The sequence below is a fragment of the Corynebacterium sp. HMSC06D04 genome (assembly GCF_001807315.1).
Lineage (GTDB): Bacteria > Actinomycetota > Actinomycetes > Mycobacteriales > Mycobacteriaceae > Corynebacterium > Corynebacterium simulans.
In genome coordinates this window covers 183236-208499 of record NZ_KV788547.1, presented here as the reverse complement: position 1 = coordinate 208499, position 25264 = coordinate 183236, and the positions used below count along the sequence as shown (strand labels likewise).

The 25264-nt window shown below is 59.5% G+C and carries 25 protein-coding genes; 2 read left to right on the top strand and 23 right to left on the bottom strand.

All coding sequences use genetic code 11. From position 1 onward, the window contains the following. Positions 1-3: 3 nt before the first annotated feature. Entirely contained in the window at positions 4-936 is a 933-nt protein-coding gene (locus HMPREF3155_RS06810; RefSeq protein WP_061922333.1) for a glucose-6-phosphate dehydrogenase assembly protein OpcA, read from the top strand. 44 nt (positions 937-980) lie between these two features. Beyond that, a complete protein-coding gene (pgl, locus tag HMPREF3155_RS06805) occupies positions 981-1748 on the top strand; it encodes a 6-phosphogluconolactonase (RefSeq protein WP_061922330.1) in 768 nt (255 codons plus the stop codon). A gap of 71 nt (positions 1749-1819) precedes the next feature. Here the strand turns inward: pgl and secG are convergent, their stop codons facing one another. From secG to mihF, 23 genes are all read right to left on the bottom strand, one after another. Further along, on the bottom strand, positions 1820-2056 hold the full coding sequence (gene secG / locus HMPREF3155_RS06800) for a preprotein translocase subunit SecG (protein ID WP_061922327.1): 237 nt from the start codon (positions 2054-2056) through the stop codon (positions 1820-1822). 136 nt (positions 2057-2192) lie between these two features. After that, positions 2193-2972, bottom strand: a complete 780-nt coding sequence (gene tpiA / locus HMPREF3155_RS06795; protein ID WP_061922325.1) for a triose-phosphate isomerase — start codon at positions 2970-2972, stop codon at positions 2193-2195. Between the two features lie 53 nt (positions 2973-3025). After that, positions 3026-4243, bottom strand: coding sequence for a phosphoglycerate kinase (gene pgk, locus HMPREF3155_RS06790; RefSeq protein WP_061922322.1), 1218 nt, complete (start codon positions 4241-4243; stop codon positions 3026-3028). Positions 4244-4381: 138 nt separating this feature from the next. Next, positions 4382-5389, bottom strand: coding sequence for a type I glyceraldehyde-3-phosphate dehydrogenase (gap, locus tag HMPREF3155_RS06785; RefSeq protein ID WP_061922319.1), 1008 nt, complete (start codon positions 5387-5389; stop codon positions 4382-4384). 498 nt (positions 5390-5887) lie between these two features. Continuing rightward, positions 5888-6877 carry a DNA-binding protein WhiA gene (whiA, locus tag HMPREF3155_RS06780; RefSeq protein ID WP_061922316.1) on the bottom strand — a complete coding sequence of 330 codons (990 nt, stop codon included), beginning with the start codon at positions 6875-6877 and terminating at the stop codon, positions 5888-5890. 158 nt (positions 6878-7035) lie between these two features. Further along, on the bottom strand, positions 7036-8004 hold the full coding sequence (yvcK, locus tag HMPREF3155_RS06775) for a gluconeogenesis factor YvcK family protein (protein WP_061922313.1): 969 nt from the start codon (positions 8002-8004) through the stop codon (positions 7036-7038). 49 nt (positions 8005-8053) lie between these two features. After that, positions 8054-8926, bottom strand: a complete 873-nt coding sequence (gene rapZ, locus HMPREF3155_RS06770) for an RNase adapter RapZ (RefSeq protein ID WP_141744794.1) — start codon at positions 8924-8926, stop codon at positions 8054-8056. A 45-nt stretch (positions 8927-8971) separates the two neighbouring features. Continuing rightward, complete coding sequence (gene uvrC, locus HMPREF3155_RS06765; RefSeq protein ID WP_061922310.1) at positions 8972-11023, bottom strand: excinuclease ABC subunit UvrC; 2052 nt, start codon at positions 11021-11023, stop codon at positions 8972-8974. 3 nt (positions 11024-11026) lie between these two features. Continuing rightward, positions 11027-11581, bottom strand: a complete 555-nt coding sequence (locus HMPREF3155_RS06760; protein WP_070432909.1) for a PH domain-containing protein — start codon at positions 11579-11581, stop codon at positions 11027-11029. A 30-nt stretch (positions 11582-11611) separates the two neighbouring features. Continuing rightward, positions 11612-12091: a 6,7-dimethyl-8-ribityllumazine synthase gene (gene ribH / locus HMPREF3155_RS06755; RefSeq protein ID WP_061922304.1), complete on the bottom strand. Its 480-nt coding sequence runs from the start codon at positions 12089-12091 to the stop codon at positions 11612-11614. 19 nt (positions 12092-12110) lie between these two features. Further along, positions 12111-13415 (bottom strand): bifunctional 3,4-dihydroxy-2-butanone-4-phosphate synthase/GTP cyclohydrolase II, encoded by a 1305-nt coding sequence (locus HMPREF3155_RS06750; protein WP_061922301.1) that lies wholly within the window; start codon positions 13413-13415, stop codon positions 12111-12113. A gap of 11 nt (positions 13416-13426) precedes the next feature. Beyond that, complete coding sequence (locus tag HMPREF3155_RS06745; RefSeq protein WP_062040923.1) at positions 13427-14041, bottom strand: riboflavin synthase; 615 nt, start codon at positions 14039-14041, stop codon at positions 13427-13429. 53 nt (positions 14042-14094) lie between these two features. Then, a complete protein-coding gene (gene ribD, locus HMPREF3155_RS06740; protein ID WP_062040926.1) occupies positions 14095-15120 on the bottom strand; it encodes a bifunctional diaminohydroxyphosphoribosylaminopyrimidine deaminase/5-amino-6-(5-phosphoribosylamino)uracil reductase RibD in 1026 nt (341 codons plus the stop codon). 54 nt (positions 15121-15174) lie between these two features. After that, positions 15175-15840, bottom strand: a complete 666-nt coding sequence (gene rpe / locus HMPREF3155_RS06735) for a ribulose-phosphate 3-epimerase (protein WP_070432908.1) — start codon at positions 15838-15840, stop codon at positions 15175-15177. 54 nt (positions 15841-15894) lie between these two features. Then, on the bottom strand, positions 15895-17394 hold the full coding sequence (locus HMPREF3155_RS06730; RefSeq protein ID WP_070432907.1) for an RsmB/NOP family class I SAM-dependent RNA methyltransferase: 1500 nt from the start codon (positions 17392-17394) through the stop codon (positions 15895-15897). After that, on the bottom strand, positions 17391-18353 hold the full coding sequence (gene fmt / locus HMPREF3155_RS06725) for a methionyl-tRNA formyltransferase (protein WP_061922287.1): 963 nt from the start codon (positions 18351-18353) through the stop codon (positions 17391-17393). The genes HMPREF3155_RS06730 and fmt overlap by 4 nt, the downstream gene beginning before the upstream one ends. A 50-nt stretch (positions 18354-18403) precedes the next feature. Further along, positions 18404-18913, bottom strand: a complete 510-nt coding sequence (gene def, locus HMPREF3155_RS06720; RefSeq protein WP_061922284.1) for a peptide deformylase — start codon at positions 18911-18913, stop codon at positions 18404-18406. A gap of 106 nt (positions 18914-19019) precedes the next feature. Beyond that, complete coding sequence (locus HMPREF3155_RS06715; protein ID WP_061922281.1) at positions 19020-21056, bottom strand: primosomal protein N'; 2037 nt, start codon at positions 21054-21056, stop codon at positions 19020-19022. An 11-nt stretch (positions 21057-21067) separates the two neighbouring features. Further along, entirely contained in the window at positions 21068-22300 is a 1233-nt protein-coding gene (gene metK, locus HMPREF3155_RS06710; RefSeq protein ID WP_061922279.1) for a methionine adenosyltransferase, read from the bottom strand. 134 nt (positions 22301-22434) lie between these two features. Next, positions 22435-23652 (bottom strand): bifunctional phosphopantothenoylcysteine decarboxylase/phosphopantothenate--cysteine ligase CoaBC, encoded by a 1218-nt coding sequence (gene coaBC, locus HMPREF3155_RS06705; protein WP_070432958.1) that lies wholly within the window; start codon positions 23650-23652, stop codon positions 22435-22437. A 198-nt stretch (positions 23653-23850) separates the two neighbouring features. Beyond that, positions 23851-24153 carry a DNA-directed RNA polymerase subunit omega gene (gene rpoZ / locus HMPREF3155_RS06700; RefSeq protein ID WP_061922276.1) on the bottom strand — a complete coding sequence of 101 codons (303 nt, stop codon included), beginning with the start codon at positions 24151-24153 and terminating at the stop codon, positions 23851-23853. Positions 24154-24193: 40 nt separating this feature from the next. Continuing rightward, a complete protein-coding gene (gmk, locus tag HMPREF3155_RS06695) occupies positions 24194-24763 on the bottom strand; it encodes a guanylate kinase (RefSeq protein ID WP_062040943.1) in 570 nt (189 codons plus the stop codon). An 8-nt stretch (positions 24764-24771) separates the two neighbouring features. Further along, positions 24772-25092, bottom strand: a complete 321-nt coding sequence (gene mihF / locus HMPREF3155_RS06690) for an integration host factor, actinobacterial type (protein ID WP_005531652.1) — start codon at positions 25090-25092, stop codon at positions 24772-24774. Between the last annotated feature and the right edge of the window lie 172 nt (positions 25093-25264).

Below are 25264 nucleotides of genomic sequence, written 5' to 3'. Positions count from 1 at the left end.
GCGATGATTATCCCATTGCCTGATACCACGACCCGCAAGATCTCCAAGAAGCTCGTTGAGGCGCAGGAGCACTACACGCTGACCACTGGCCGCGTGCTCACACTTATTGTTGCCGCTAACGAGGGCGACGATATCGAGGGAATCCTAGCCTCCGTTCGCGACGCTTCGCACGAGCACCCCTCCCGCGTGCTCGTCGTCATCGCCGGCTCCGGCGACAAGGAAACCCACCTCGATGCCGAGCTGCGCGTCGGCGGTGAGGCTGGTGCCTCGGAGATTGTCGTCATGCACCTGCACGGCGACCTAGCTGAGCAGTCCGAGTCCGTGGTTATCCCGCTGCTGCTTCCGGATACGCCACTGGTTGCTTGGTGGCCCACCAAGTGCCCAGCTAATCCAGCGCAGAGCCCAATCGGCAAGCTGGCGCAGCGCCGGATCACCAACGTGGCCTACGGGGATGGGGCGAGCCATGAGGAGCTCATGCAGCTCTCCCGCGGCTATACCCCGGGGGACTCGGATATGTCTTGGGCAGCCATTACCCTGTGGCGCGGCATCGTAGCATCGGCGCTTGACCGCCACCCACATGAGCCGGTCGAGTCCGTGGAGATCTGCGGAGCGGCAGAAAGCCCGGCCGCTGACTTTGCTGCGGGCTGGCTTGTCGACGCCCTGGGTGTTCCGGTAACCAGGAAAACAACGGCTGCTCCGGAGCCGGGGGCGTTTCCTATCCACTCCCTGCGCTTTAACCGCGTATCCTCACACGTAACAGTCGACGTCGTCGACGTTAGCACCGTCCGTGTACAGGTTCCGGGTTCCCCGGATTCCCTGGTCTCGTTGAGCGTGCGTTCGCAGGCAGAAATCCTCTCTGAGGACCTGCGCCACCTCGACTCTGACAAGACATATGCGCACTCGCTTCGCGCACTGTCGCGCGTGGACTACAGTTAGTCGTACATCTTTATTTTTACACCCCTTTTAAGGATCAAACACACATGGTCACTCTTCACCGCGTAAGCGATGTAGACGAACTCATATCCTCTGCCGCCCGCAAATTCATCGACGTAGTCACGTCGGTCCAGGCCCCGGGCGGCGGCCTTCACAACGACGGCGTGGCGCGCGTTGTTCTCACCGGCGGTGGTGCCGGCATCGGAACCCTGCGCGAGCTGGCTCGCCTCGATGCCGCTGCGAAGCAGCAGAGTGAAGATTACCCAGCCTTGGCCATCGATTGGACCCGCGTGCACGTCTTCTTTGGTGATGAGCGCAATGTTCCAGTCTCCGATCCTGATTCCAATGAGGGCCAGGCCCGTGCAGCACTCCTGCACGCAGCGGGCGTTCCGGAAGAACACATTCACGGTCTCGACTTGGGTGCTATCGCCATGGAGCATGCGGCGAAGGCCTATGCGGGCGAGATTTCTGAATTCGCACCTAACGGCTTCGACCTACACCTGCTCGGCATGGGCGGCGAGGGCCACATCAACTCCATGTTCCCGCATTCTGAGGCAGTAATGGAACAAGAAGACCTCGTTGTAGCAGTCCCCGACTCTCCCAAGCCACCAGCAGAGCGAGTCACGCTGACGCTGCCTGCGGTTAACCGCTCCGAGCGTGTGTGGTTCTTGGTCTCCGGTGAGGAAAAGGCTGAGGCAGCCTCCCACATCGTGGCTGGCTCCCCCGCCATCGAATGGCCTGCAGCCGGTGCGCATGGCACTAGCGAAACCATTCTTTTCTTAAGCGACGATGCCGCGACGGTAATCGAAGAATAAGCAAAAAATTAAAAGGCCGCGCTTCCTTAAAAGTAAAGGAAGCGCGGCCTTTCTTTAAGCCTGCTTAGGCTTTAAACGGCGTATGCCTGGATCAGGTTGAGCGCTACGATGCAGGCCAACCAGATGATAACCATCACGATGGTGTAGCGGTCCAAGTTCTTCTCCACGACGGTGGAGCCAGAAAGGTTGGACTGGACGCCGCCGCCGAAGAGGCTGGAAAGTCCGCCGCCCTTGCCCTTGTGCAGCAACACAAAGATGGACATGAGGATCGCGGCAATCACCAGGATGATTTCCAGTGCCAAGATCATAGGATCGTTCCTCTCAGAATTTATTAATTAACTCCGGACTACTCTACACCACGACGTGGGCCGAAGAATACTTCGACCCACGTGCGTAGCGCTGGTTATCCAGTACCTATTCCTTACCTACTCCTTGACTCGGTGCTTAGGCAACGGTGGATGCGTTTGCAGCGAGCTTGGCAAATTCGTCGCCTACCAAGGAAGCTCCGCCGACTAGCCCGCCATCGACGTCGGGCTTGCCCACGATCTCGGCGACGGAGTCAACCTTGACGGAACCGCCGTAGAGAATACGAATGCCTTCCGCCACCTCTTCGCCCGCAAGTTCGCGTACAAGAGCACGGATTGCAGCGCAAACCTCCTGGGCGTCGTCAGCGGAGGCAACCTTGCCGGTGCCGATGGCCCAGACAGGCTCATAGGCAACGACGGTCTTAGACAAGTCCTCAGCGGACAGGCCTGCGAGGGAATTGCGGGTCTGGTTGACCACGTAGTCAACGTGGGTGCCGGACTCGCGAACGTCGAGCGGCTCGCCGACGCACACGATCGGGCTCAGGCCGTGCTTGAGTGCTGCAGCAGCCTTTTCCGATACGAGCTCGTCGGTCTCGCCGTGGTACTCGCGGCGCTCAGAGTGGCCAACTACGGCCCACTTGCAGCCCAAGGATGCAAGCATCTTGCCTGAGACCTCACCGGTGTAGGCGCCAGAATCGTGCTTGGAGATGTCCTGTGCGCCGTAGGTCAGAAGCAGCTTGTCGCCCTCGGAGAGGGTCTGCATGGTGCGCAGATCAGTAAACGGCACCATGAAGGCGACGTCGACCTTGTCGTAGTAGTCCTTCGGCAGAGAGAAGTCGAACTTCTGGATGGAGGCGATTGCTTCCTTGTGGTCCAGGTTCATCTTCCAGTTACCGGCAATCAGTGGTTTACGTGCCATGGAAAATTTTCCTTTCAGGTTTTATTGTGCGTAGGCCTGTGTAACTGCGGCGCTTATGCCTGCAGAACAGATACGCCCGGCAGTTCCTTACCCTCGAGGAACTCGAGGGATGCGCCGCCGCCGGTGGAGATGTGGGAAAAGCCCTCTTCATTCAGGCCAAGCAGGCGAACCGAAGCGGCGGAGTCGCCACCGCCGACGACGGTGAAGGAGCCGTTGTTTTCGGTGGCAGAGATGATGGACTTAGCCACGCCTTCGGTGCCCTTGGAGAATGCCTCCATCTCGAATACGCCCATCGGACCATTCCAGAATACGGTCTTAGAGGATGCAATAACCTCGTCGAATGCCTTAACGGACTCAGGTCCAATGTCCAGGGACATCCAGCCCTCTGGGATGCCGTCGAGGGCGACAACCTTGTTTTCCGCATCAGCGTTGAACTCGGTAGCAGCAATGAGGTCTACCGGCAGAACAAGCTTGTCACCGAAGCGCTCGAGCAGGTCCTTGCAGTTGTCGATCTGGTCTTCCTGCAGCAGAGAGTTCTGAACGTTGTAGCCCTTTGCCGCGAGCAGGGTGTAGCACATGCCTCCACCAATGATGACCTTGTCAGCCTTATCTGCCAGCGCTTCGATGACGCCGAGCTTGTCAGAGACCTTCGCGCCGCCGAGGACAACCACGTATGGGTGTTCTGGCTTTTCAGCGACAGCTGCGAGAGTCTCGACTTCCTTCTGCACGAGTTTGCCTGCAAACGCCGGCAGGCGCTTAGCGACGTCGTATACGGAAGCCTGCGCGCGGTGGACAACGCCAAAACCGTCGGAGACGAAGGCGCCGTTATCCGCAGCCAAGGCAGCGAGCTCATCAGCGAAAGCGCCGCGCTCAGCCTCATCCTTGGAGGTCTCGCGAGCATCGAAACGCACGTTCTCGATCAGCATGACGTCACCGTCGTTAAGACCGTTTGCGCGCTCGTGTGCGTCCTCACCGGTTACGTCGCCAGCAAGCGCTACGTATTGACCCAGTGCCTCAGAAAGAGCCTCTGCTACCGGTGCCAGGGAGTACTTCTCGTTTACCTCGCCCTTTGGACGGCCCAGGTGTGCGGAAAGGATGACCTTGGCGCCACCTTCAACGAGTGCCTTGATGGTTGGCAGGGATGCGGTGATACGTCCGGAGTCAGTAATGTTGCCTTCCTCGTCGAGCGGCACATTGAAGTCGGATCGTACGAGGACGTGGCGGGACTCCACACCCTCTGCGATGAGGTCATCAAGGGTCTTGAAAGCCATTGGATTCTCCTTCATTGAAATCTTTAAAAAGCGTTCTATACAAGACTACCGGCCCACGCATGACCCTTGGGCGGGAAATTGCGTGAGCCGGTAGAACATCTAAGCCAAGCCTCTAGTTAAGACTTGCAAGCGCCGAGCTTAAAGCTTGGAAGCGACCAAGGAGGTGGTGCGCACGAGCTGGTTGGTGTAGCCCCACTCGTTGTCGTACCAGCCAAGGACCTTGACGAGGTTGCCGTTGGAGACCTTGGTCATGCCGGCGTCGAAGATGCAACCGTGTGGGTCGGTGATGATGTCGGTGGAAACGATTGGGTCTTCGGTGTATGCGAGGGTCTCGCCGAACTCGCCAACAGAGGCTTCCTTGATTGCAGCGTTGATTTCCTCAACGGTGACGTCGCGGGAAGCGGTGAAAGTCAGGTCGGTTGCGGAACCGGTGATGGTCGGAACGCGCATTGCGTAGCCGTCCAGCTTGCCTTCAAGCTCCGGAAGAACCAGTGCAACTGCCTTTGCAGCGCCGGTGGAGGTCGGAACCATGTTGACCGCTGCAGCGCGTGCACGGCGTGGGTCCTTGTGTGGTGCATCCTGGATGCGCTGGTCACCGGTGTAGGAGTGAACGGTGGTCATCAGGCCCTTCTCGATGCCGAACTTGTCATTGAGGACCTTTGCCATCGGTGCCAGGCAGTTGGTTGTGCAGGAAGCTGCGGAAATAACGTTGTGCTTCGCAGCGTCGTATTCGTCGGAGTTGACGCCGTAGACGAAGGTGCCGTCAACGTTCTTGCCCGGTGCAGAAATGATGACCTTCTTGGCGCCAGCCTCGATGTGAGCCTTTGCTGCCTCACCATCGGTAAAGAAGCCGGTGGACTCGATAACGATGTCAACGTTGTGTTCGGACCAGTTCAAGTTCTTTGGATCGCGCTCAGCAGAAACTGCGATGCGGTGGCCGTTGACGGTGATGGACTCGTCATCATGAGTGATCTCGCCGTCGAAGCGGCCGAGAACGGAATCGTACTTGAGAAGATTTGCCAGGCTGCCGTTGTCGGTGAGGTCGTTGACTGCAACTACCTCGAGGTCGGAGTCGCCCTGGGCAACTGCACGGAAGAAGTTGCGGCCGATGCGGCCAAAGCCATTGATGCCTACGCGGATGGTCACTGTTTTTCTCCTCTATAAATCGAGTAAAAGTTATGTGGGCTCCGAGGCATCTCCTCTAGTTCGTCTTTGGTGCGAAGAACCTCGGTGAGTTTTCCCAACACGGCCGATACTACCGAGCAAACACCAAGCATGCAGCGGTCAAAGGGCCACCCGAGGCTTTCTAGAACCAGGTAATGACGAAAGGCAAAAACAGGCGTACAATTTTTGGCTCACATGACTAATCCGCACCGAAAACCCCCTGCACTACCCCCGAGTTTGTCCGTATGTGTTGGTTTATGTTGCCTGGGGTGGGATATATCACTCCCCCAGCTCAGCCCTGATTAGCAAACATATCCAGCAGGTACCAGACGCAGCAATGCTGGGCGTAAAGTATCCGCCTACTCCCGAATGTGCCTGTTTTGCCCGAACAAAACCGCCCCGTCCGATCGGACAAGGCGGCTGGCGGCTAAGGCTTTGATCGAAACCTTGAAAATCAGAAACTTTTTAACCTAGTAAAGTCTACGACTCGTCAAAAAGATCATCAGTGATCGATTCGTTGGTGTCCGGAATATCAAGCTCCTCGGCGCGCTTATCTGCCATGGAAAGCAAGCGCCGGATGCGTCCGGCAACAGCATCCTTAGTCATTGGAGGATCAGCCAGGCGTCCCAGTTCCTCCAAGGAGGCCTCGCGGTGCTGGACGCGCAGGCGGCCCGCATCTGCGAGGTGCTCGGGCACGTCGTCGCCCAATATTTCCATCGCGCGCTCTACACGGGCGGCGGCAGCTACCGCAGCACGCGCGGAACGGCGCAAATTAGCATCATCGAAGTTATCCAGGCGCTTCGAGGTATCGTGCGCCTCGCGCTTGACGCGCTTCTTCTCCCACGTCAAGCGGGTTTCCTGAGCGCCCATGCGGGTCAACAAGGCGCCAATAGCATCGCCATCGCGCACAACGACGCGATCGGCGCCACGGGTTTCCTTGGTTTTTGCAGAGATTCCCAGGCGGCGTGCACAGCCCACCAAAGCCAGCGCGGCCTCTTGGCAAGGGCATAGCACCTCGAGGGTAGAAGAACGGCCCGGCTCGGTCAGCGTCCCTTGGGCAAGGAATGCGCCCCTCCATGCGGCCTCGTTGTCGGCGATAGAGCCCGAGATTACCTGCGGCGGCAGTCCCACCACCGGATGGCCCGAACGAGTGACCAACCCTAGGCGACGCGTTAGCTCCTTTGCGCCGGAGGCAACGCGCAGCTGAACGCGAGACTTCTTCTGCGAACCGGCCGGCCCCACAACATGCGAGGTTGCCTTCACGCTGTAGAGGTCATCGAGGGCTTCGATGAGCCGCTCGGCAATGCGCAGATTGTCCACTTCGATTTCGTAGGCCATCTGGTCCCCGCTTACGGTCAGCTCGCCGGCAAAGCGCAACATGGCGGAAATTTCCGCGGCACGAGCGGACTGGCGTGGAACGGAGACTGCTGTGAGTTCATCCTTGACCTGTTCGGTCAATGAAGCAGACAAAGTCCTTGCCCCTTTCTCAATGATTCTTGCTGTACAGACCGAGCATCATCCAACCAGGTCTGCGCAGACGCGGTATGCCCTATCAGGCACGGAATGCCTTATACAGACATAGAGAAACACTAGTCTAGCCTGCACGATAAATCCTTGGCCGCACTAGGCTAGCTTTGCTCGAGCAATCCTTTCAACGCAGCAGAAAGCTTGTGTGGATCATGCTTGTTTAGACGCACGCCGTTTTCATCACGCAGGCTAACGTCAGCGAATACCGCTTGGGCGCCCAGTACGTTGGCTGCGCGCTGCAGATAGCTGCGCTCACTCTCACTAGGGATAGCGTTGGAATCCACCAAGACGCGGTCGATGCGCAGTTCCGGCGCATGCTGCGCCAACACGTGGAGATGCCGCTCCGCAGAAAAGCCCTGAGTCTCGCCCGGCTCTGCCGAAAGGTTCAGCACAACCACGCGCATCGCGGAAGAGTTCTTCACAGTGTTCACGATTTCCGGCACCAGCACGTGCGGTAGCACCGAGCTAAACCAAGAGCCGGGGCCGATGGTGATGAGGTCGGCGTCGGAAAGCGCGGCCAAAGCGTTCGGATTGGCCTGTGGATGCGCCGGAAGGATGCGTACGCGACGTACCTGACCCGGAGTGGAAGCCACCGCCACTTGGCCGCGTACGGCCCGCATGATGCGGGGATCCTCGTCAAGTCCGGCGACCTCCGCCTCGATGTCCAGCGGCTGATTGACCACCGGCAGCACGCGGCCGCGGGAATTGGTCAGCTGGGCTACCTTATCCAGGGCCGCCTGATAATCGCCGAGAACCTCAGTCAGGCCAGCAATAAGCAAATTACCCACGGCGTGCCCTGCCATCGCACCGTTGCCCCGGAAACGATGTTGCAACGTCTCTGCCCACATTTGGCCAGTTTCCGTGTCATCGGAAAGCGCGGCCAGCGCCATGCGCAGATCACCGGGTGGAATGATGTCCAGCTCACGGCGCAGACGCCCTGAAGAGCCACCGTCATCGGCGACGGTAACTATGGCTGAGATCCGCTCCACGCCCGTCATCTGGGCAGCAAGAAGGGTTTGATAAAGACCATGGCCGCCACCGAGGCAAGCCATGTGGGTTTGTCGAGTCATTGGTGGATTTATAAGCTTTCCGGGTCAATTGTGCAAGGAAATAGAAAAACTAGCCGCGTTGAATATCGCGGTGCAGAGCGTTTACCTCGAGGTCTCCGCGCTGACGCAGGCGCCGGGTCAATTCCTCGGCAACGGCAACGGAACGGTGGTGGCCGCCCGTACAGCCGACGCCAACTGTGATGAAGTTCTTGCCCTCGTGACGATAGCCCTTGAGCATGGTGCCGAACATATCCAGAAAGTGCTCAATGAACTTCTCGGCGGCAGGATGGGCCAAGACATAATCCGAGACCGGCTCATCGGTGCCACGGTAGCCGCGCAGCTCCGGAACCCAATAAGGATTGGGCAAGAATCGCACGTCAAGCACAAGGTCTGCATCGCGAGGCGAGCCATTTTTAAAGCCAAAGGACTCGACGGTGACGTGCTGGACGTCTTTGCGCATATCACCGAAGGCGGCCTCCATCGCACGCCGCAGATCATGGATGGAGAGATTGGTGGTATCGATGATGATGTCCGCACGCTCGCGGGCATGCGCGATGGCTTTTCGCTCCCTCTGAATGCCTGCCTTCAGCGTGTCTCCACCCTGTAGGGGGTGGGTACGGCGCACGGAATCGAAACGGCGAATCAAAACGTCATCGCGTGCATCGAGAAACAGTACCGTTGGCTTCATGCCGAGTTCGGTAACTTCATCGATGGTCTCCAGCAGCGAACCTAGAAACATACGGGAACGCACGTCAGTTACCGCTGCGACCTTCTTAACCTTGGTCTCCTCCATCGCGCACAGCTTGAGAAGATCAATGATGGCCTTCGGCGGGATGTTGTGGGCAACGTAGTAGCCTTTGTCCTCCAAGACTTTGGCTGCGGAGGTCAAGCCACCACCCGACATACCGGTGATGAAGATGGGCGGGGATTCTAAGTGCGTCATGCAGCCCATCTTAGCCCGCGAAGACTTATAGAACACTGAATTTCTTTAACCATGCAGATGTTCATAGACCACACCGGCAAGTTTCGGGCCAAAGCCCTTGACCGCTGCGATCTCCTCCGCCGAGGCTTCCTTGAGCTTTTTCACCGAGCCAAAATGCTTGACCAAATCGGTGCGGCGCTGCGGCCCCAAGCCCGGCACCGAATCCAGTACCGAAGAACGCATGCGCTTGGAACGCTGCTGGCGGTGATAAGTAATAGCAAAGCGGTGTGCCTCGTCGCGGATCTGCTGTAGCAAGTACAGCGCCTGCGAGTTACGCGGGAGAATAACCGGTTCATCATCACCCGGGACCCAGATTTCCTCCAAGCGCTTTGCAAGGCCAACGAGGGTCACGTCCACGATACCGAGCTCATCAAATACCTCTTGCGCTGCCGCAACCTGCGGAGCGCCACCGTCCACGATGAATAGCTGCGGCGGGTAGGCAAAACGACGTCCCGCTTCTGCGGATTCTTCCTGCACATTCTCGTCGTCGAAGGTGGACTCCTCGACTTCCTCGTCTGGGTTGGCGAGCTTGTCCTCGTTGTGGCGCTTGAAACGGCGGCGAGTTACCTCGGCGATGGAGCCGACGTCATCAGAGCGACCCTCACCAGCCGCCTCCTTGATGCGGTAACGCCTGTAATCAGCCTTGCGTGGCAGACCGTCCTCAAAGACCACGAGGGAAGCAACCACATCGGTGCCTTGAATATGGGAGATATCGGTGCACTCGATGCGCAGCGGCGCCTGGTCCATCCCCAAGGCTTCCTGGATGTCCTGCAGGGCCGCCGAACGCGCGGTGAGATCACCGACGCGCTTGAGCTTGTGCTGGCGCAGCTGCTCCTTAGCGTTGCGCTCGACGGTCTCCATCAGGGAGTGCTTATCGCCGCGCTGCGGTACTCGCATATTCACCTGCGCCCCACGCAGATCCTCGAGCAGGGAGATGACTTCAGCCGACTCGTCCGGCATGGCCTGCACCAAGATCTCCCGCGGAATCACGTTGCCGCGGCGGGTTTCCGTATGCGATTCCTGGTCCACACCGCGCCTGCTAAGAGCAGCGTCTTCCTCCATCTCTTGCTGCTCGCGGTCTGCCGCATCCGAATAGAACTGGATCAGGAAGTTTTGCATCAACGCCGGCAAAGCCGGATCGCTTTCGCCTTCTTCCCACGGCCCCGTCGGGGCTTGGTCGCCTGAGCGTTCTACGACCCAGCCGCGCTGGCCACGGATGCGGCCGTCACGCACATGGAAGATCTGCACAGCGGCCTCCAGCTCATCAGAGCTAAAGGCAATGAGATCCGCATCAGTTCCGTCATTGAACACGACGGCCTGCTGCTCCATAATCTTGTTGATTGCGCCTAAGTCATCGCGCAGGCGTGCAGCAAGCTCAAACTCGAGGTTTTCCGCGGCTTGCTCCATGCGCTGGGTTAGTTCACGGGTCACGGCGGAGGTATTGCCGTTCATAAAGGAAACCAGCGAATTTACGGTCTCCCTATGATCTGCCTTCGATACCGCACCGGTACACGGTGCCGAACATTTGCCGATATATCCCAATAGACACGGACGGCCCAAGCGCTCGTGCCGGTTGTAGACGCCCTTGGAACAGGTGCGCATGGGGAACACGCGCGTGAGCAGGTCCAAGGTTTCGCGCACCGCCCAAGCATGGGAATACGGACCAAAATAACGCACGCCCTTCCGCCGCGGGCCACGGTAAAAGAAGGCGCGTGGGACGATCTCTCCTACCGATACCGCAAGCATCGGATAGGTCTTATCGTCGCGGTACATGACATTAAACCGCGGGTCGAAGCGCTTAATCCAGGTATATTCCAGCTGCAGCGCTTCCACCTCGCTGGCAACCACGGTCCATTCCACCGACGCAGCGGTAAGCACCATCTGGCGCGTGCGCGGATGCAGCTGCGTGATGTCCTGGAAATAGTTGGACAAACGTGCGCGCAGGTTCTTGGCCTTGCCTACGTAAATTACCCGGCGGTTTTCATCACGAAACTTATAAACGCCAGGCTCTGTGGGAATAGTGCCTGGCGCTGGTCGGTAGGTAGCGGGATCTGCCACTTTTTAATCCTGCGGCATGTACTTAGCTTCAAGGTCGCGGAAAGCGCGAACCTTCGGAATAACGGCGGCCTTATCGCCAGCCTGCAGTGCCCAAACCGGCACATACTCGAAGTCGGGCAACTCGATGCGCGCCATCCGCTCGCCCTCTGGGAAGGATAGTCCGTAGACGACCTGCCAAGGATAAAAACGGGTACCTACGATGTTACGCACCTCGACGCCGTCTTCATTCGCACGCAAGCGCGGGCGCGTCAGGGCCAGCCAAGACAGAACCGAGATAAGCAGGCCCACGCCGGGGAAAGCGAACTTATCGATAGTGGTGACGGCAGCACCGGTGAAGGAGATATCCAAGGTAAGGCCCATGAAAATATGGATAGCCATGACGAGGATGACCCAACCGATGGCCACCTTGCGCAAAAATTGCGACTTAGCCTCATAAATCCACGGCTTCGTCGACGTCTGCGCGAACGGATCCGCACTGGTGTAGGCCAGAACCTCGGCGTCGGTAAGCTGCGTGCGTGTCGACGTCTCGCGGGCCCCAGATTCTTGTGCGTCAGTCATTAGTTCCTTCTTCGTGGTTTACAGGCTGGCCTAGCCTGCCAGCCCATCTAGTGTACGCAATTTCAATACCGTGTCTAAAGCCGCCACCATCGACTCCGCGCCCTTGTCTTCATCTGAGGTGGCAAAGCCTGCGCGATCGACTGCCTGTGAATACTCGTTCACGGTGAGCACGCCGTTGCCCACCGGAGTGGACTCGTCTAGAGCGATGCGGGTTAGGCCCTGCGTTACGGAGTCACACACGTAATCGAAGTGCGGGGTGCCGCCCTTTACCACGCAGCCCAGCGCAACCACGGCATCGTGGGTCCGGGCCGCCGCCTGCACCACGACGGGAAGTTCGAGTGCCCCAACCACGCGAGTCTCGGTCACCTGCGCGCCACATGCACGAGCAGTCTCTACAGCGCGCTTGTGCAGCTGGTCGCAGATTTCGGCGTTCCACGTCGCGGTTACGACAGCCACGCGGATCCCCTCAGCGGGGACCAATTCAATTTCAGGCAAGCCTTCTTTAGCCATCGGAAACCTTTCTTAGTGCTTAGTTGCGGTGGTCTTCATCATTCGCGTCGTGGGCACCACCTGCTGGATGCTGCATATCCCAGTGTTCAACCTGCGGCAGGTCATGGCCCATGCGGTCACGCTTGGTGCGCAGGTAGGTGATGTTGTCCTCGTTTGCTTCCACAGCAAGCGTAGTGTGCTGAGAAGCATCGACACCAAAGCCGGCCAAACCCTCACCCTTGTGCGGATTATTAGTCATGAGGACAACGGAAGCAATGCCAAGGTCCCGCAGAATCTGACCCGCCACGGAATACTCGCGCGCGTCTTCGGGCAGGCCCTGCTCGAGATTGGCATCGACGGTGTCAAGGCCTTTGTCTTGCAAACGATAGGCTTTCAGCTTGTTCACCAAGCCAATGCCGCGGCCTTCTTGGCCACGCAGATAAATCACCACGCCACGTCCGGCTTCCTGAACCGCCTTGAGCGAAGCGTTGAGCTGAGGGCCACAATCACAGCGACGGGATCCAAACACGTCACCCGTGAGGCACTCAGAGTGCACGCGCACCAGCACGTCTTCCGCGCCGCGAAGCTCCTCGACGTCGCCTGCAACCAGCGCGATGTGCTCGTTGCCGTCGATGTCATGGGTGTATCCCAGCACATTGAACAGGCCGTGATCGGTGGGCAGGCGCGATGCCACCGAGCGGCGAATCTGGGTTTCCTTGTGGCGGCGCCAATCAATGAGCTGCTCGATGGAGATCATGGTCAGCCCATGGGTATCGGCAAAGCGTCGCAGTTCCGGCGAACGCGCCATATCGGTGGGGTCTTCCTCGGAGACGATCTCGCACAAAACGCCGGCCGGCCGCAGCCCCGCCAAGCGCGCGAGATCTACCGCAGCTTCCGTGTGTCCATCACGCTCCAGAACGCCGCTTGGGCGTGCGCTCAAAGGAACCACGTGACCCGGACGGGTGAAGTCAGAGACCGTGGTGGTCGGATCAGCCAAGCGCCGGATGGTCTCTGCTCGGGAGCCCGCGGAGATTCCCGTGGTGCCGGTCGCTGCATCTACTGTCACCGTGTAAGCGGTGGCGCGCACGTCCTCGTTAAGCGCCATCATCGGCGGCAGGTTCAGTCGCGCGCAATCTTCTGGCAACAGCGGCGCACAAATATAGCCGGAGGTGTAGCGGACCATGAAGGCCACGAGTTCTGGGGTTGCCAGCTCCGCGGCGAAAATGAGGTCGCCTTCGTTTTCTCGGTCTTCGTTGTCAACCACAACCACCGCTTTGCCGGCCGCAATATCAGCAATGGCCTGTTCAACAGTGTCGAGTTTGACGGAAGATTCTGCTGCGGTCATAAGGATTTACTTTAGCCCCTGTGGTTTGCGTCCTGCGCGTTAGGCCCGTACATCTTCTCAACGTACTTGGCCAACACATCTACTTCTAGGTTTACGGCAGCGCCGACCTCCATCGTGCCAAAGATTGTGTCGCGCAGGGTGGTTGGAATCAGCGACACCTCAAACCAGTCCGCTCCAATTGCGCTTACGGTCAACGAGGTGCCGCTAACTGCGATTGAGCCCTTCTCGACGACGTATCGTGCAAGGTCTTGGGGAAGGCTAAAGCGCAACACTTCCCAATTCTGCGAAGGGGTACGCGATAAAAGTTCTGCGGTGCCGTCCACGTGGCCTTGCATGATGTGTCCGCCCAAACGCGTGGTGGGCAAAAGCGCCCGCTCCACGTTGACGACGGAGCCCTCGCGCAACTGCCCCAGCGCCGAGCGTCGCAACGACTCGGCCATGACGTCGGCGACGAAAGCATCGCCATCCAGCGCTGCCACCGTAAGACAGACTCCGTTGACCGCAATCGAGTCACCGAGCGCGGCGTCGCTAAGCACGTGAGGCGCCCTAATCCCCAGCCGAATTGCATCGCCCTGCTCCTCAATGGAGCAGACAGTGGCTAGTTCCTCTACGAGTCCTGTAAACAAGTAAATTCCTTCTATTTATGATTTGTTGACTCTGTGTGTCTAACTCTGTGCGTCTAACTCGGCGAATTGAGCACGTACTCAATTAGGACATCATCGCCCAAGACCTTGGTGACACTGCGGCGGAAACGCTTAGCGTCGCTCAAGGTCTGGGCCACCGGATGCGCCAATACGCCACGGCCTTCACCCAAAAGAACAGGGGCAATATAAGCCTGCACGGCATCGACGTAGCCTGCGTTTAGAAAAGAGCTAGCAAGACCTGCCCCGCCTTCCACCAAGATATCGCGTGCGCCATCCGCATAAAGCTCGCACAAGGCTTGGTCGATGTCCTCAAACTGCAGGTAGCCGAGCTCGCGCAAGTTGCCGGCCGCCGCACCCGCGTCCTCCAAGTTGCGGCGACCAATCACCACGCGGCGCGGCTGCTGCTCAAAAAGGCTGCCGTCTGGGCGGCGGGCGGTAAGCGACGGGTTATCGGCCAAAGCCGTGCCCGTGCCGATCAAGATAGCGTCGCGTTGTGAGCGGTCAACGTGCACCCAGGCGCGGGCATGCTCGCCAGTAATCCACTGGCTGGTGCCGTCTACTGCGGCGGTGAACCCGTCGAGGGTCTGCGCAAATTTGAGGGTGACGTGTGGCCTGCCCATTTCGATGGCACGCAACCACGGCAAAAGCGCGTCGGGAACATCCTTGTCAACGGGTGCCGCAACCTGTGCAACTTCAATCCCAGCTGCTTGCAGGGTGCTCGCTCCCCCGGCTGCTTCCTGGTTTGGATCGCCATGCAGGAAAAAGACCCGCGAAACCCCTGCATCAATAAGCGCCTGCGCGCACGGACCGGTGCGCCCGGTGTGGTTACACGGTTCAAGGGTGACCACCGCAGTGCCATTGCGCGCAGCCTCCCCAGCTTCGTTGAGAGCCATTACTTCCGCGTGCGCACCTCCTGCCAGCTGGGTGGCACCAGTACCAACCAATTCGCCCTGAGCATCTAAAATGACGGCACCCACAGGCGGATTGGGGCTAGTGGTACCGCGGACAGACTGGCCAGCCTCCATTGCACGCAGCAGGGCCGCTTCTAAATCAAGCTTCATGAAATTTCTTTCAGGCTTTTGCGAGCTTCGATTCAAAGCTCTATTCACGGTCTTCTACAGGGTGGCCAGCTCGCGCAATTCCGCGACTGCGCCAGCTTTATCCTCCTGCTTATAAATTGCAGAGCCGGCAACGAAAGCATGGCAGCCAGCCATTGCTGATTCACGGATGGTCTCCGCCGAAATGCCACCGTCGATCTCGATGAGAGTTGCAAGCCCTTCATCATCAATGACTGCACGCAAAGCACGCACCTTGTCGAGCATCTCCGGCATAAACTTCTGGCCGCCGAAACCCGGCTCCACGGACATCACGAGCACCAAATCAAAGCTGGCGAGCTTGTCCAACCACGGCTCGATTGCGGTATCCGGCTTGACCGAGATACCTGCGCGCACGCCCAGCCCCCGAATCTTTTCCGCCAAGGCGAGGCTGGCCGCCACATCCGCAACAGCTTCCGCGTGGAAAATGATGCAATCGGCGCCGGCTGCAGCATAGGTCTCCACCCATTTTTCTGGCTCCTCAATCATCAAATGCACATCAAGCACCTGGTCCGTGACTGCGTCAACGGTCTTGGTGACGTCTGGGCCAAAGGAAAGGTTGGGGACGAAGTGACCATCCATGATGTCGACGTGGATCCAATCAGCGTTGGATACGGCGCGCACTTCTTCGCCCAAGCGGGAGAAGTCAGCGGCGAGGATGGATGGGGAAATAATCGGAGCGGACATGCCCCATAGTCTAGACCTAACCTGCGACGCCTCGCCGCGAAACCGGCTCGGCGCCTAGTTCGTGCGCCGCAAAGCTGCGAAGAACATCGCATCCGTGCCATGACGGTGCGGCCACATCTGGACCGACTTGTGGCGGCCCACATCCCCCATGTCTGGAATTAGCGTATGCGCGTCGAGTTCCTCTGCGCCCAGCTTGGCGACGGCGCGGTCCACAATATCGCGCGTTTCCCTAAGGTCTGGCGAACAGGTGGAATAAACCCCCACGCCGCCAGGACGGACGAGCCGCAGCGCGGATTCGAGCAGCTCAAATTGCAGCTCATTGAGGTCAGCAATGTCGCTTTCAGCCTTCCGCCAACGAGCCTCCGGACGGCGGCGCAAAGCACCCAGGCCGGAGCACGGGGCGTCGACCAGCACGCGATCGAAGCCCGGCTCCAGGCCAGGTTCGCGGCCATCCCCCACGTGCACGCGCACCGGGAGATCCGCCACGGTCTTTTTGATGAGCTCCGCACGGTGCGGTGAGACCTCGACTGCATCAACGGTGGCCTGCTCAATACGCGCCAGCGCACCCATCAGCGCCGCCTTACCGCCAGGGCCGGCGCACAGATCCAGCCAGCGTCCGGAATCCTCCCCTTCCAGCGGCGCCTCCGCAACGGCGCGGGCGATAAGCTGCGAACCCTCGTCCTGCACTGCGGCAAGTCCTTGCTTGACCGGCTCCAGATCGCCTGGATCACCGGCAGACATGTACACCGTATAAGGCGAGTACTTGCCCTCCTCGTTGCCGGTCATAAGGGCCAGCTCCTCCGCACTGATCTCACCAGGACGTGCCACCAAGTGCACGATCGGGCGCTGCGAATCCCCCTCCAAGGCGGCCTCCAGCTCGCCCAAGCCGACGACGCGGGCGAAGGATTCCGCAATCCAGGTCGGGTGCGCATGCTTGAAGGCAAGCGCTGCTACCTCACCACTCGGCGCGAGCTTGTCCAGCCACTTCTCGGAAGGCGTGCGCGTTACCGTACGCATAATGCCATTGGCAAAGCCCTTCGCCTTCTCGAAGCCGGCGGCCTCCACCAAGCGCACGGTGGTATCAACCGCAGCGTGAGCCTCAACGCGGGTGAAAAGCACCTGATAGGTACCCAGACGCAATGCGTCGAGCACCTCTGGTGCGGTGGCATCGAGCCCACGGGAAGAGCACTTTTCGATGACGGCATCGAGCACGCCCTCACTGCGTAACGCCCCGTAGGTCAGCTCGGTGCAGAAAGCTGCGTCCCGGGCCTCCAACTTGTGTACGCGCAGCGCCTTCGGCAGGGTGAGATTCGCAAAAGCATCATCACTGTGCACGCGGCGCAGTACCTCGTAGGCAACCGCGCGCGGGACATCGATGCCCGCGCGGCGCGCTGCTTTCACGAAGGAAGGGTTCTCCTTCCTGCCGCGCGCATTGTTGCGCACCGGCCGCCTATTACCTTTATTAGGTTTGCCAGACTGACCGCGCCCCTTATTCTGGGACGTTTCCTTAGGCTTGTCTCCAGACTTGGAACGAGAACGGAATCCGCCGCTCATGAAAACCTCACTTCTTTAGCGCCGCCAAGACCGCGTGCCCAGTCTGCAGCGTTCATCATCTTCTTTCCTGGGGGTTGCAGGCGATCAAGCTTGACAATCCCCTCGCCCGTTCCAACGTATACGGCCTTCTTCGTGATGTGCGCCTGACCTGGTTCGAGCGCGACGTCGGCAAGCGCCGCGCCAGACTCAGCTTCCTCGACAAGGCTTAGCGGAGAAAGCTTCACGCGCTGAGAATCCAGCAGCGTCCAAGCGCCTGGCCCCGGAGTATGCGCGCGGATGTGGCGATCCACCACGGTAGCCGGTGCCGTCCAGTCCACTTGCGCGTCCTCCACCGCAATCTTGGAGGCGTACGTGGCCTCGCCCTCCTGCGGGCGCGGTGTGATGCTGCCGGCTGCCAAACCGTCCATTGTCTCAACCAGCAGATCTGCCCCCTTAAAAGCCAGGCGGGTCAGCAAGTCATCGGCAGTGTCGGTCTCCGAGATATCTGACTCCACGACTCCGAGAATCTCACCGGTATCGAGGCCTTCATCGATGCGGAAGGTGGTAGCGCCCGTGCGCTCATCGCCTGCCGCAATCGCTGCCTGGACCGGCGCCGCCCCTCGCCATGCCGGGAGCAAAGAAAAGTGCAGGTTTACCCAACCGTGCTCGGGTACATCCAGCAGGTCCGGTGTAATCAGATTGCCATACGCCACCACCGGAATCGCAGCCGGTTCGAGCTCATGCAGGCGCTCACGCAGCGCCTTTCCATCCTCGGTATCCGGCTTCAGCGAGGTAGGAGTTAACACCTCTATGCCGTGCTTTTGCGCCAGCTCTTTCACCGGGCTCGGATGCAGACTGCGCCCACGCCCCTTGCGAGCATCCGGCCGGGTAAGTACGGCGACGACTTCGTGTTCAGAGGCAATCAGCTTTTCCAGTGCCACGACCGCGGGTTCCGGCGTTCCAGCGAAGATGATTCTCATGCTGTGGCGTCTCCTTTATAAGTATGCTTTGAAAAATACTAGGTAGTTTTTTAAGAATTAAACCAGTCAGAATTGCGGATTACCTGCATGGCCTGCTTGCGCTTTTCCTTAGTCAACCGGTCCAGGAACAACACGCCATCGAGATGATCGGTCTCGTGTTGGATACAGCGCGCCATGAGCCCGGAGGCGACCATAGAAATGGCGTTACCACGGATATCGCGGCCGCTTAAAACCACGGTTTCGTAACGCTCCGTATTTTCAGAAATCCCAGGGATGGAAAGACAGCCCTCAGGGCCATCCTGCTTCGCCTGTCCGATGGGCTCCCACACGGGATTGATGATTGCGCCACGCAAACCCGTTTGCACGTGCGAGCAATCGTAGACAAAGATGCGCTTGGTCAAGCCAATCTGATTCGCCGCAAGTCCTACTCCGCCTGCCTCGTCCATAGTCTCCAGCATGTCAGCCGCTAGCGCTGCAAGTGAAGCATCGAATTTCTCAATCTCCACCGCACGGGAGGTGAGAACTGGGTCGCCGTACATGCGGATTGCTCTTAGTGCCATTTAATAGGAGCCTTCCTCGCCTCATCCACGTTGATTCTTCTTTTATTTGCTGCCCTCGACAATAGTGGAACAATCCCCCGGCACCGCCTAACGGGGTATGGAAGGACTAGCCGATGTGGATGGGATCGACTTGGATGCGCAAAGGAAGCTCGTCCTTGCGCGCGCTGCGGGCGGCATTGGCCTTACGCAAGGCGTTGCCCAATTGGGCACGCGGGCCCAACGGGGTCCTAATCAGTACGCGTTGCGGCGGCCCAAATCGCTGCTCGTCATATTCGCCGGGCAGGCTCAGCCCCGGTGGCAACGGTACGGGTCCCAAAACCTCCACGTTTTCCGGTAGCTCCGCAATAGACATGAAGTGATCCAGGCTGGCATCGGCACCATCGACCGCAGCCATGTGCACTGCTGGCGGGAAACGCACTTCCCGACGCCCCGCCAGCTCACGGCGTGCGGCACCAACCATGTCCCAATTCAGCAAGGACTGAATGACCGGCAGTTCACCGTCAGCGGCGATGACCACTTCACCGCCCTTGTTGTGCGAACAGACCAAGGTAGCTGCAGACGCCCACTTAGAGAGAGCTTCCTCCGTGGCGCGCAGATCCTGGCGGTTGAGCAGCGTGCCTGCATCCAACAGCAAAGCTGCGCCGTAGTGCCCGCCGTGGGCGACGGCCGGTTCTGCGCCCGGCGTTGCGATGACCAGTGCCGCCTCATCTGCGACCTCGTCTACGACCTTGTTGCCGCCCGAGACAACGATGCGGGTACTCGGAAACGCCCGTCCCAACTCTTCCGCCGTGCGCTCAGAGCCCAGTACGATAGCCCGCAGCCGCGGCGAGCCGCATTCGACACAGCGGAATTTCGACTCGATGCGGCCACACCACCGACACGTGGGCAAGGAGGCATGGTGCGTATCTCCCCCGCGTCTATCGGCGGCAAGGCCCAAGGGGCCGTTACAGTGGCGGCAGCGCGCGGGGGCTCGGCAATTGCCGCAAGCCAGAATTGGTGCGTAGCCCTTCCGCGGGACCTGCACGAGCACCGGCTGCGCACGGTCCAGCGCACGCTTCGCAGCTTGGAAGGCAGGCCCTGTAACCGAGGTGGTTCCGCCCTGCAGATCACGCGCAACCTGCAGGCCAAACGCCCCTACCGCAGTCATTGCAGGACGCCGTGTTTCCAACGTGGATTCACTAGCGAGCAGGTCATGCGCCCACCCAGATTCGACCAGCAGCTGTGTCTCTGCGCTGCGGGCATGCCCCGCCAGAATCAGACTGCAGCCTTCCTTAGCTGAGCGCGTGGTCAGCACCTCGCGGGTGTGGACATAGGGTTTTAGGTTATCTACGAGGTTGTCGTTGCCATCATCAAAAATGAACGCCAGGCGTAGGTTCTGTACCGGCGCAAAGGCCGCCGAGCGGGTACCCAACACAATGCGCGCCTGCCCCACCAAAGCGGAAAGATATCGGCGGTAGCGTGCCTGCGGACCCGTGGCATTGCCCAAGACGGTGATCTGCTTGGCTGCGACCACTTTTCGCAAAGCCTTTTCCAGCTTGTCGACGCCGCGTTGGTCCGGCACCACGAGCAAGACTCCGCCGCCGTCGAGTGCCACTTTTGCGGCCAATGCCGCGACGGCACTCGCCCAGTCATCGCCCGGCGCAATCTGCCATGCGGCGCGGGCCAGCCCACCGGCCAATACCGAGTCCACAAAGGACTCACCATGCTGATATGCCGACCACCCCGAAAGATCTGGTTCTTGTGCCTCGCCCATCTCCTCCCACGGGGTGGCGAGATCGGATTCTTCTGCCTTGGCATGCCGCGGCGGAATCGCGGAGCGAATAATGTCTGAGCGCACCGCCCCATAGCGGGCCGCGAGCGACTCGATGAGTTCGGCAAGCTCAGCTGAGTAGACCGCATAGGGCGAAATCACGCGGTCCAGGTAACGCAGCTGGCCGTCGAACTCGCTGTCATTGCGGCGCTCCAAAACGATGGCGTCTGTCAGCCGCCCATTGAAGCGGATGCGCACGCGCACGCCGGGCTTAGCAGCAGCCGACTGCGATTCGTCGACGCGATAATCGAAGCCGCGGTCTAGGTGGGCGACGCCCAATAAAGGCAACACCCGCGCGACCGGTTTATGGGCGGCGGGTGTTCTAGCTGGCATAGGCTCTGATACTACAGGCCGGCAGCCTCACGCAGTGCGACGGCACGGTCGGTGGACTCCCATGGCAGCTCAATGTCGGTGCGGCCGAAGTGGCCGTAGGCTGCGGTCTGGCGGTAGATGGGACGCAGCAAGTCGAGATCGCGGATGATAGCGGCCGGGCGCAAATCGAAGACCTTGTTGACGGCGGCCTGAATCGTGGCGTCGTCAAGCCCGTGTTTCGCAGTGCCAAAGGTCTCGACGTACAGGCCCACCGGCTTCGCACGGCCGATGGCGTAGGCGACCTGGACCTCAGCCTTGTCAGCCAAATCCGCAGCGACGATGTTCTTAGCTACCCAGCGCATGGCGTAGGCCGCAGAGCGGTCCACCTTGCTCGGGTCCTTGCCGGAGAACGCGCCACCGCCGTGGCGAGCCATGCCGCCGTAGGTATCGACGATGATCTTGCGGCCGGTAAGGCCAGCATCGCCCATCGGGCCACCCAAGATGAAGGAGCCGGAAGGGTTGACCAGCAGCGTGGTGTCCTCGCCGTAGAAGTGCTCGAGCTTGGCGTCCTTGATAACCCATTCCACGACGTGCTCGCGCAGTTGCTCCATGAGCCACTCCTGGGAAACCTCGGGATCGTGCTGGGTGGAGATAACCACGGTGTCCAGGTGGGAAGGTTGGTTATCGTCGGTGTAGGCGAAGGTCACCTGGGTCTTGCCGTCTGGGCGCAGGTGATCGACGATGCCCTGCTTGCGAACCTCGGTCAAGCGGCGCGAAAGGCGATGTGCCAGTGCGATAGGCAACGGCATGAACTCATCGGTCTCGTTGGTGGCGTAGCCGAACATCAGGCCTTGGTCACCGGCACCGGCGGTATCATTTTCCTCGTCGTAGTCATCGGAACGGTCACGAGCCTCCGTAGAGGTATCGACGCCAGCGCCAATTTCCTGGGACTGCTCGCCGATGGCGACGTTAACGCCACAGGTGTGGCCGTCGAATCCGACGTCGGAGGAAGTAAAACCGATGTCCGTCAAGGTCTTGCGGACCAACTGCGGGATTTCTACGTAGCCGGTGGTGCGAACCTCACCGACAACGTGAACCTGGCCGGTGGTCACGAGGGTTTCCACTGCCACGCGCGCCTTCGGATCCTTTTCCAACAGCGCATCCAAAATGGTGTCGGAGATAGCGTCGCAGATCTTGTCCGGGTGGCCCTCAGTCACGGATTCGCTGGTGAACAAACGGGTAGCCGGTGCAGGGTTTAAAGTCACAGATATTCCTTAGTGCAGACAGAAAAGCTTAACTAGCGAAAGCTCTTTTAGCGTTCGATGCATGGTTCTGGCCCCAAGCTTTAACAACTAGCCAGCATAGACCAAGCGGTCTATTAAATCAATCAGGCCTTGGCCTAGTTGCTCATTATCTCTTGTACTGCGTCGAGGATTTGGGACGCGACCACATGCTTTGAGCCGTGAGCAACCACTTGTGGCGCCGCACCGCGGCTTAAAATCCAGCCCTCGCTATCGGACTGCCCAAAAACCTTACCCTCGCCAACCTCGTTGGCCATCAAGAGGTCACAGCCCTTCTTTAAAAACTTTTCCTTGGCAAAATCGAGCGCGGAATGGGTGGCATCGCCGGTCTCCGCGGCAAAGCCCACGACGACGGCATTGGGGTTAAGCTCGCCTGCATCACGCTTGGCGACGATCCCTTTGAGCACATCAGGGTTCTCCACTAGCTGAATGCTAGAAAGCTCGGCATCTGCCTGGCCTTTCTTCATCTTTGACTCTGCAATGTGTGCCGGGCGGTAATCGGCCACGGCAGCGGCCATGATGACCACGTCCGCATCGCGCGCTTCCTCCTCCATCGCCGCCTGTAGCTCCGCCGTCGAAACAACGTTGCGAACCTTTGCCCCAGACGGAACAGGCAGCTTCTCCGTGTTACCGGCGACGAGGGTGACGTTCGCGCCCCGTTGCGCGGCAATCTCGGCAAGTGCGAAGCCTTGCCGGCCGGAGGAACGGTTACCCAAGTAACGCACCGGGTCAAGGTTCTCCTGCGTACCGCCTGCAGAAATGACGATCTTTTTGCCTGCAAGCCCCTGGCCCATGCGGTAGCCTGCCAACTCGGTGCGCACGAGCTCGGCAATCTGCTCTGGTTCGGGCAAACGCCCCGGGCCCGAATCGCGGCCGGTGAGGCGGCCATGTGCTGGCTCCATCACGGTGATTCCTCGGCGCCGCAAGGTGGCAACGTTATCCACCGTGGCCGGGTTCTGCCACATCTCGGTGTGCATTGCAGGGACAACGATGACAGGGCAGGTCGCCACCAGCACCGTGGCCGTCAGCAAGTCATCGGCACGGCCAGCGGCGATGCGGGCGATGACATCGGCCGTGGCGGGAGCTACAACAACGGCGTCTGCGTGCTGACCAATATTGACGTGCTGGACTGAATCCACATCATCGAAAACCGAGGTGCTCACGGGGCTGCCTGAAAGCGCCTCAAAGGTAGCCGCGCCCACGAACTGCAGTGCCGCTTGAGTTGGCACAACGCGGACGCTATCTCCGTGCTCTTTGAAGTCGCGGACTAAATGGCAAGCCTTGTATGCGGCGATACCACCGGCTACTCCCACCACGATATTGCGCGGCCGAGCGGATGCTTCTGATGCAGTAGAAGGCGCGGAAGAAGATGCAGAAGAATGAAGGTTCGCTTGATTCACCCGGCCAATTCTACAGCCCGGAAACTTTTCGGCCGCAAGACGCCAAAAGGCCCAGGCTCCCCCGCCAAGATGGCGGCAGGATACCTGGGCCCGACAAAGCTTATTTGAAAGCTTTTACTTTCCTTCCTCGTGATCGAGGAGACCAGCTTCAATCTCACGCAGAGCGATGGAAAGCGGCTTCTCGCCCGCCTCAGGGGTTACCAGAGGACCGACAAACTCGAAGACACCCTCATCCTGCTCTTGGTAGTAGCTGTTGATCTGACGCGCGCGCTTAGCGGCGAAGATCACCAGAGCGTACTTGGACGAGACCTTATCGAGGAGCTCGTCGATCGGCGGAGCAGTAATGCCCACTGGCGGATCGAACACTGGCTCTGGCTTCGGGGCCTCAGCATTAGCAGGGGTGGTCACGTTAGTCACATGCACCTTTACTTCACTTGGAAATGGTCAAAATCTAGTTCTATCCCTGCAGGATAGCACTAATAGCTGCCACGGCGTCATCAAGATTCTCATTGACAACGACGTGCTCGAACTCGTCTTGTGCGGCAAGTTCAGCGTGTGCGGTCTTAAGCCTACGGTCGATGACGTCCTGCGGCTCGGTACCACGGCCGGTCAGGCGCTCAACGAGCACCTCCCATGACGGCGGCGCCAAGAACACGGTCTTAGCTTCCGGCAGTGCGGCCTTGACGTTGCGAGCGCCTTCCAGGTCCACCTCTACGAGTACGGGGCGACCTGCCTCCATTGCTTCCTTTACAGGCTGTGCAGGAGTGCCGGAGCGCTGGAGCCCGCCATGAATATCCGCCCATTCGAGCATTTCACCGGCGTCAATGCGCTGCTGGAAAGCTTCAGGAGTAACGAAGAAATAGTCAACCCCGTCCTGCTCACCAGGTCGGGGTTGACGCGTCGTCATTGAGACGCTGAAGTACAGCTTGTCGACGTCATCGCGCAGACGCGAAACCACAGTGGACTTGCCCACGGCGGAAGGCCCAGCCAGAACGACCAGGCTACCGCGTGCAGTTGCGTCAGACATCGCGAATCTTATTCGCCGTAGCCGAAGCGCTCGAGCAGGGCACGGCGCTGACGATCGCCGAGGCCGCGCAGACGACGGGTCTGAGCAATCTCGAGATCTTCCATGATTTCCTTAGCCTTGACCTTGCCAACCTTCGGCAAAGCCTCGAGGAGAGCGGAGACCTTGGTCTTACCGATGATCTCGTCGGTCTCAGCCTTGTCCAGAACGTCCTTCAGGTTGGTTTCGCCGCGCTTCAGCGCAGCCTTGAGCTCGGCGCGAGCCTTGCGGGCCTCAGCGGCCTTTGCGAGAGCTTCCTTGCGCTGCTCATCAGTCAACTTTGGAAGGGCCACGGGTTTCCTCCGATTTCATTAGATTGATAATTTACGTCCAGTAAGTCTTACCAGAATTCGGTCGCGAAAACGGGAATCAAAATCCCGCTGTGCCGAGCAAAACGACTAAAACCACTAGTCACAGGCTCGGCGCGAACCGACTTCTGGCAATCCTAGCACTGGTGATTACGCG